This is a genomic window from Oligoflexus sp. (genome assembly GCF_035638955.1).
Lineage (GTDB): Bacteria > Bdellovibrionota_B > Oligoflexia > Oligoflexales > Oligoflexaceae > Oligoflexus.
In genome coordinates this window covers 1-7,913 of record NZ_DASQYZ010000458.1, presented here as the reverse complement: position 1 = coordinate 7,913, position 7,913 = coordinate 1, and the positions used below count along the sequence as shown (strand labels likewise).

The 7,913-nt window shown below is 51.2% G+C and carries 9 protein-coding genes; 2 read left to right on the top strand and 7 right to left on the bottom strand.

Features of this window, described 5'->3' with window-relative positions; all coding sequences use genetic code 11:
* From VE954_RS37565 to VE954_RS37540, 6 genes are all read right to left on the bottom strand, one after another.
* The coding region (locus tag VE954_RS37565; RefSeq protein WP_324962839.1) for a response regulator at window positions 1–386 on the bottom strand (386 nt) is incomplete at its 3' end.
* The gene (locus VE954_RS37560) at window positions 383–1,276 is read right to left on the bottom strand and encodes a CheR family methyltransferase (RefSeq protein WP_324962836.1); all 894 of its coding nucleotides are present in this window, start codon (window positions 1,274–1,276) and stop codon (window positions 383–385) included. The genes VE954_RS37565 and VE954_RS37560, both read right to left, overlap by 4 nt.
* Complete coding sequence (locus tag VE954_RS37555) at window positions 1,273–3,021, bottom strand: chemotaxis protein CheA (protein WP_324962834.1); 1,749 nt, start codon at window positions 3,019–3,021, stop codon at window positions 1,273–1,275. The genes VE954_RS37560 and VE954_RS37555 overlap by 4 nt, the downstream gene beginning before the upstream one ends.
* A complete protein-coding gene (locus tag VE954_RS37550; RefSeq protein WP_324962832.1) occupies window positions 3,018–3,539 on the bottom strand; it encodes a chemotaxis protein CheW in 522 nt (173 codons plus the stop codon). Before VE954_RS37550 ends, VE954_RS37555 begins: the two co-directional genes overlap by 4 nt.
* 16 nt (window positions 3,540–3,555) lie before the next feature.
* Entirely contained in the window at window positions 3,556–5,190 is a 1,635-nt protein-coding gene (locus VE954_RS37545) for a methyl-accepting chemotaxis protein (protein ID WP_324962831.1), read from the bottom strand.
* 238 nt (window positions 5,191–5,428) lie between these two features.
* Window positions 5,429–6,121: a response regulator transcription factor gene (locus VE954_RS37540; protein WP_324962829.1), complete on the bottom strand. Its 693-nt coding sequence runs from the start codon at window positions 6,119–6,121 to the stop codon at window positions 5,429–5,431.
* A gap of 173 nt (window positions 6,122–6,294) precedes the next feature.
* On the opposite strand from VE954_RS37540, the gene VE954_RS37535 reads away from it, so the two are divergent.
* Together VE954_RS37535 and VE954_RS37530 are read left to right on the top strand one after the other, a co-directional pair.
* Entirely contained in the window at window positions 6,295–6,987 is a 693-nt protein-coding gene (locus VE954_RS37535) for an ATP-binding protein (protein WP_324962827.1), read from the top strand.
* Window positions 6,977–7,387: a response regulator gene (locus VE954_RS37530; protein ID WP_324962825.1), complete on the top strand. Its 411-nt coding sequence runs from the start codon at window positions 6,977–6,979 to the stop codon at window positions 7,385–7,387. Before VE954_RS37535 ends, VE954_RS37530 begins: the two co-directional genes overlap by 11 nt.
* An 8-nt stretch (window positions 7,388–7,395) precedes the next feature.
* On the opposite strand, the gene VE954_RS37525 is transcribed toward VE954_RS37530, so the two are convergent.
* On the bottom strand, window positions 7,396–7,913 hold a 518-nt coding region (locus VE954_RS37525), incomplete at its 5' end, for a protein kinase domain-containing protein (RefSeq protein WP_324962823.1).

The window sequence follows — 7,913 nt, the reverse complement described above, 5'->3', positions numbered from 1 at the left end:
ATTCGCTCGACGAGTTCGGTACAGAAGTCCTGCATAGCCTCAACCGATGACATTTGAGGTTTGCCGATGACCCCGATAGCTCCTGCAGAAAATGCCCGGAGCGCATTGGCGGAACCAGGATCGGTGCTGCTGCTAATTACGAGTGTTCGGGTGGGAAAGTAGCACATCACTTTTTCCAGAAAGCTGATCCCATCCATTTGTGGCAACGAGATATCAAGCGTCATGACATCCGGTTTCAAAGCCACCAATTTATCCCGGGCGATCAGAGCATCAGGTGCCGTCCCGACGACTTCAAGTCCGGGATCCCGACTCATGATTTCCACCAGGATTTTTCTCATGACTGCCGAATCTTCCACGATCAGGACCCGAATTTTTTTATTTTTCATGAGCGAATCTTTCGGTAAAAGGCGCTCGCTTCTGAAGCAAACGTGGAACTCTTCACGAGGCCGACCTCGGAGTGACCTACAACCAGGAAACCTGCAGGCCTGATCACCTGAGCTATTCTTTCCGTCACAGTGGTCGCCGTTTCACGATCAAAATAGATCAGGACATTGCGACAAAAGACAATATCAAACGGATGCCGAAAGGGATACGATTCGGTCATCAAATTAAACGGGGCAAAGGTTACAAAGTTTCTGAGCTGGGGCGTGACCACAAATTTTGTGCTCTGACCCACTTTTTGCTGCGTGAAATACTTTTGCCGATAGAGCGGCGGTATGCCGGTGACCTCGGATTCCGTATACATCCCAAGGGAAGCCCGATCCAGCATATTCAGATCAATATCAGTCGCCAACATTTTTAGATTCCATTCCGTCAGGCTGGGTTCCGACTCGAGCAGGGTGATCAGCAGAGAGTAAACCTCCTGCCCTGAACTCGATGCCGCGCACCAGACCCTGATTTCCGGGGTATCCCCGTTCCGGCGTTCCTTAAGATAACCCGGCAGCATATGGCTAAGTTGCTCAAAATGCCGGCTTTCACGGAAAAACTCCGTGGTGTTGGTCGTCATGGCTGAAATGAACTCTTCCACCAGGGGGCCGCGTCCGCCCTGGAGCTGCTGCAGGAATGTTCCATAACTATCAATGCCGTGCTTTTCAAAAAGGCGAGCCAATCGAGCTGCCATGAGACTCATGTTTTTAGGTGTTTTGGCCAGATTGATTCCGGCCAAGTCCTTGAGTATGTGCGCCAGCTTTTCAAAATGCACTTCATCCGCACGTAAATGTTCCAGTCGCGCTGAGGCGGAATCAAGGTCAATCGACTTCATGGAAGGAGCTTTCATGCCATCATCCTTTCTGAAGTTCGGGGTTGACCCGAACGTAGGAATGTCTGGACCAACCCTTCCACATCGGCAATCAGAGCCACCTGGCCGTCACCCAGAATGGTCACTCCGGCGATCACGTCGTGGGGCAAGGCTGCATTCATCGGCTTCATGATGACCTGCATTTGGCCAACGACAGAGCCGATAACCAGGGCATAGAGTCGATCCTGGTGCTCCAGGACCACCGCAAGTTTTCCTGTCACATGAAGTCCAGCCGAATGAGGTGAAAGCAAAGCCAAGGGGTCGACCATAGGCAGCATCTGGCCTCGGACATTGAGCACCGCCTGGCCGGCTCGAATCTCGACTATGCTGTGGCTCTCGATCTTCACCAGCTCGCGAATGCGATCCATAGGCAGGACCACCATTTGCTTGGCAATTTCAACGATCATTCCCTCGGTAACGGAGGCCGTCAGCGGGAGCGATATTTCAAAGGAGCTGCCTTGACCCTCTTCGGATTTGATCAGCAAACTGCCCCTGAGTTTTTCAATCTGGCTGTGGACCACGTCCAGCCCGACGCCTCGTCCAGAGATGTCAGTGACTTTTTCAGCCGTGGAAAAACCCGGCGCGAGCAGGAGTGAAAAGACATCATGATCGCTCAGATTCTCCGGTTTAACGTCGGGTTGGACAAGACCTTTTTCGATGGCCTTTTTAACGACCACATCACGCCGAATGCCACGGCCATTGTCCGTGATACGGACGATGATGCGGCCACTGCTTTGACAGGCTGTCAACTGAATGCGACCAGGTTCGACTTTGCCTGATTTTTGCCTTTCGCCGGCATTTTCCAGTCCATGATCGATGGCGTTTCGAACCAGATGCAGGAGGGGATCGCTGAGCGATTCAACGACCATGCGATCGAGTTCCGTATCCTCGCCATCCATTTCAAATTCCACAGCTTTGCCGGTCTTCACAGACAGATCACGAGCCATGCGCTGCATTTTCATGAACAGCGGCTTGATCGGCATCATGCGAATGGCGAGCGCCTTGTCCTGCAGTTCACGGATGGTTTTATCCAGCAGTGATACAACCGCCCCCAGCGAGGTGTCAAAGACATAAGGTTCGGTTTTGTTGATGAGCTGGCTTTTGAGAACCACCAGTTCTCCGACCAGATCAAGGACCGAGTCGATGCGGGACGAATCGACTTTAATGCTGCCACAGTCACGGCGAGCGGCATGGTTATCATCGGCGGGCCCGGGCACGGAAGCCTTGGATGTGGACGTGGCAACAGATCCATGGGCTGGATCCTCGTCGTCCTCAAAAAAGCCGAAAGCCTGATGCACGGGTTGGGCTTTCGGCCCTGCTTTTTTCACAATCAGGTCACGAGCCAAACCGAGCTTCTGCTCCAGTTCGGGCGTAGGCACGTTGTCGTCTTTTCCTTCAGACAGCATTTGAATTTTCGTTCGCATGGCGTCCAGGCAGGCCAGGAGCAAGCTGGTCAGTTCAAATGTCAACCGATCGGGATAGGTTCGCAAAGCAGCTAGACAGTCTTCGAAGGCGTGGGCGAATTCCACGAGGCTGACAAAACCAACAGCGGCTCCCGAACCCTTGATGGTGTGAATCGCGCGGAAAACTTCAGCCAGGCAATTTTCCCGGTTAATGGAAGTGTCCAAACCCAGGAAAACTTCTTCACAGGAGTCGAGTAGATCCCGCGCTTCCTGCAAGAATTCAAAACGTACCTTTGCCAAAAAATCTGTATCCTCGCTCATGCGACTTCTCCCAGCTGACCAGCTGCAGCAATTGCAGCGTGGATATCCTTCATATCCAAGAGTTCGCTTTGACACAGAACTTCTGCTGTGTTAACCAGGATCACAACACAATTTTCGGTTTGACCCATTCCGATCACAAACGAAATCTGACCTTGATTCTTGATAGGCGGGGGCGGTTGGATTTGTTGAGCGCTCAGATCCACCACGCCGCTGACGCTATCGACGATATTACCGACCTGACCGCTGCTTCCTTCTGTGACGATAATACAAGTTTCCTTGGTCTGGGCAGCCGCCACGAAACCAAACCGCCGACCGAGATCCACGACGGGCACGACTTTGCCGCGCAGGTTCATGACACCTGATACAAAATCCGGAACCTGCGGGACGGGGGAAATGCGCGTCATACGGTTGATTTCACAAACGGTTGCGATAGCGATCCCATAAGCCTGGCCTTGCAAGGTAAAGGTCAGATACTGGCCAGCCTGGGCTCGATTTTCGTTATTTCTTGAGTCCATCATGAAGTCTCCCATAGGCTTAGAAACCATCGATGTTACCAACTTTCCGGTTCCGCATTTCATCGGCATTCAGGGGCAACACATTCCTGGCTTCGGTCGGCTGATGACGCTTGAATGGAGTGACTTTGGCCATGGTTTTACGTGGACCGCCATGCCCATGGCTGATGGTCCTGGGCGCGGCAGATTCCTGGCTGCTGGTTTCCTGATTTTGGTTTTCCGTCCGACCTTCGATCACCGCATTGAGGTGACCCACGAGGACCTCGAGACTACCAGCTTGACTGGACATCTCTTCGGACGAGGCCGCTGTTTCTTCGGCTGATGACGCATTGCGTTGGGTCGCCTGGTCGAGTTCATTCATGGCTTTACTGATCTGCGAAAGACCATGGGCCTGTTCCTGCGACGCCGTAGCGATCTCGTTGTTCAGGTTGGCAACCTTGGTCACAGAGACCACGATATTTTTAAGAACGCTGCCACTTTCATCGGCCATCTTCTCGCCACGCTCGATTTTGATAACGCTTTCTTTGATGAGAGTGGTGATGTCTTTGGCGGCAGCGGCACTGCGTTGGGCCAAAGTTCGGACGGCTTCGGCCACGACTGCAAAACCTTTGCCTTGCTCACCGGCCCGGGCGGCTTCGACCGCAGCGTTGAGGGCCAGAAGGTTGGTTTGAAACGCAATATCATCGATGACGTTGATAATCTCTTCGATTTTCTTGGAACTCTGGGCGATCTCATGAATGGCCGTATTGAGCTTGGTGATTTCGAGTTCACCTTCTTCGGCAGATTTACGACTGGTCTCGGATAGGGCCGAGGCTTCCCGGGCATTGTCGGCGTTGAGTTTGACCATGCTAGTCAGTTCTTCGACAGACGCCACGGTTTCTTCCAGAGCGCTGGCTGCCTGGGTGGCGCCTGATGACAGCTGTTGACTGGCGGTCGAGAGCTGCTCACTCGCGCTTCGGACTTGCGATCCGGATTCGTCGATATCTTTTGAGATGGTACGCAAGGTCCTGGATAAGGATCGAGCGGAGGCAAAGGATAAGAGCATAGCAATGATGGCGCCGATCAGGACGAAGCCAAACATCAAACGATTGAAAATGTCTGCTGTTTCATGCGCCGCGGTTACCCATATTTTCGATTCCTGCGCTTGAAAGTCGATCACGCGTTTCATGGCCTGGCCATGTTTGGCGCGCTTGTCGGATAGGGTTGTCTGCACGTGTTTTTGGAACTTTTCGCGGCCATTGGGTTGGTCCAGGAGTGGGATGAGTTCGTGCACGGATTTGATGAATTCAATCCAGTTTTTATTGAGTTCGTCATAGAGCTCCTGCTCACCCGCGACGAATGGGATCGCTTGATAGGCGGTATCGTACTTCTGATAAGTCTCGACGGACTCCTTGATAATGTCTTTTCTCTTTTTGAGTTCCTCTTTTGAAGTTCCAGGCAGAGCCATGCGGAGATACGAACGCGAGATTTCCAGGGCTTCGTTCTGCATGCTGTTCAGGATCTGGCTGTTGGGAAGATTGACTGTTGCCACGTGTTCATATTTTTGGGACACCATGGCAAGTGCATAGATGCCTGCCGAGCCGATCATTATTAGAAAGCCTACCAGAAGGGATGACGTTGCCAACATTTTCCAAAGAATACTGCGTGAATGTTTCATTTGTGTTTCCTTGAGGCCATGGTTTATGAATCCGGCGTATATCTCAACGCGACTTCTTCAACCCACATCGTCGATGACCAAAAATAAAATTAATGACGAAATCGGCACAGAGGTTGGAGCCCTAGCCCGTGAGGATTAAGCTGGGTTGAAATGTTGAAGGAGTTTACTGGCAGAAGAGTGTATGAAGTTTTCGTCTTATCGAAGCTGTGGATGAGAAATCTTACAGCCAAGGCACAAGTCAGGGATTTTTCGCCCACCGGTAACCACTGCCCGGCACAGCCTCGAGGTGCATGTGAGCCTGGCCGAGTTTACGCCTTAGACTGGAGATATGTCGGTCGACCGTTCGCTCCAGCACATGGACGTCTGATCCCCAACCCGCTTCAAGAAGTTCGGAGCGGCTGAATGTCTTGCCGGCATTGGTGATGAGAACACAAAGGAGACGGTATTCATTCGGTGTTAAATTGAGATCGCGGGTTTGCCCGTCGTCCTGGGCCAGGGCACGCAAACTCTTTTCGTCAATGACGAGACCGAAACGTTTCGCGACGTGACCTATGGTTTCGACTGATGGATGACGCCGCAAGCGGATGTCCACACGAGCCTGAAGTTCTTGGGGATCAAAGGGTTTGACGATATAGTCCTCAGCTCCCATCGCAAAGCCGGTGAGTTTATCTTGAATATCATAACGGCCTGAAACGAACAGGAAGGGTGGAATCTGGCTGCCCCAGTGTTGAACCAGACGGCGGCACAGTTCAAATCCATCACCATCCGGTAGTGTCAAATCGATTAGTATCAAATCAAAAACTTCGGATGTGCCGGCAGCTATGCCTTCCTGCATAGTCGTCGCAAATTTCAGAGTATGATCGCGAGTCAAAGTTTCCGCATAGGTGCTTCGTGTTGACTCAGAATCCTCAATGATTAGGATACGTCCCATGTGTTTTTACCCAGCGTCCGAATGTTTGAGTCATGCCTATTTATCGTCATACTTTTCAATGAGATAAGATTATACATCTTAACGTACTGATAACACTATATAAAATTTATGGATTTCTCATGCGGGTTTTTCCTCGAAACGGCGCTTATAGGATGACAGAATAAGGAGGTCATATGGGCGCGCGGCATCAAATCTTTCATGAACTCAGCAACAGCATCAGTATGCTCGAAAAGCATTTTGAGACACTGCTGGTTGAGGTCGAAGAAAAATTGCCGGCTCATAGCAGTTTAGTCCATTCGGATACCGTGCGCACGAGCCTCGTAATTATATGTAGTCTCCTGCAGGAGTATCGGGAAGTCGCAGAAAAGGAATGCACCCAGAGGTTGGAAGCTGTTCGCGTGGTGGACTGGTCGAACAGTCTGCGGAACGAGCTTCTGCCCATGCTCTCCACCCTTTATAAAGTAGCGGTTGAATTTGACTGCAAAGTGGAAGCAGACTCAAGTGGGGTGATCAAACCCAGGCAGTGCCACAGTATCTTTGACAATCTGATTGCCAATGCAGCTTCTGCCGGCGCCACGCGGATCCATGTGGAGATGATCGACCGGAAGCAAAGGATTGATCTCATCATTCGCGATAACGGTTCTGGTATGACCGAGGAACAATTGCAGCAACTGGGACTTGGTTTCTCGACTCGTCCCGAGGCTGGCCACGGGCAAGGCTTCCGTATCGTTTGCAAACTTGCCACCGATACCGGAGCTATCGTTCGATCGCCTAAATCCATTCGTGGGATCGGGACCGAAATTACGATCAGCTTTATGAAAGTCGGAGGCATTTTTAAAACAGGAGTGGATAGCCATGCGGAATAGTGTTGAGGCCCAGGTGATGGATCTAAAAGCTGCCAAACCGTTGAAAATATTGCTTGTTGATGATGACCGATTCCTGGCGCATTTTATGGTCAAGTGCCTGGAGCATCATGGATTTGACTGTCTCAATGTTTTCAATCAGTCGGAATTCATCGAAACGATCGAAGGTGGGTTTGCTCCCGATATGGTGGTGACCGATCTTCACATCCAATCGGAATCAGGTTGCGATATTCTGAAGTACCTGCGGTCGAATCTGCGATTTCGAGATATCCCTGTCCTGCTTATTTCGTCAGATGGTGCCGGGCATAAGATCGCGGCCGAACACAAATTCAGCAGTTTCCTGCCTAAGAATAATTTGCATCGTGATTTGGTTGCACGCATCCATCAGCTCATCTCCCGGTAAGACCAGGTTTACTCAGCCAAAAGTAAGAGGTCGTCGCGTAACCCCCACCATACTTTCGCATCGTTCTGCGACCAGGAAGGTTGATTCACAACCGCTGAGAGCCCGGCGAACAATGCTTCCATGCTGGGAGGCCGTACCAGTGGATTCTTATCGATACATTGCATCACAATTTTCACCAAACCCGATGGCAGCTCTGGCCTCATCTCACCTAAATTTTTAGGTTTGGTGTGCACAATATCATAGAGCAAACCGGCTTCATGAGTGGCATCGAAAAGATTGTGACCGCTCAGCATTTTATAGGCAACGACTCCCAGGGAATAAATATCTGTTTGAGGATTGGCGGCCAAAGGTTGGGCCAGGAGCTCGGGTGCTATGTAAGCCGGTGTGCCTCGCAGGTCGCTGGAGAGTGGGCCGATGGATTCGGATGGAACCAGGTCCTTGATTCTTTTCACCAGACCAAAATCAATCACTTTGACGACATCATAATCTCCACCAATCCGGCAAATCATGATATTGAGGGGTTTGA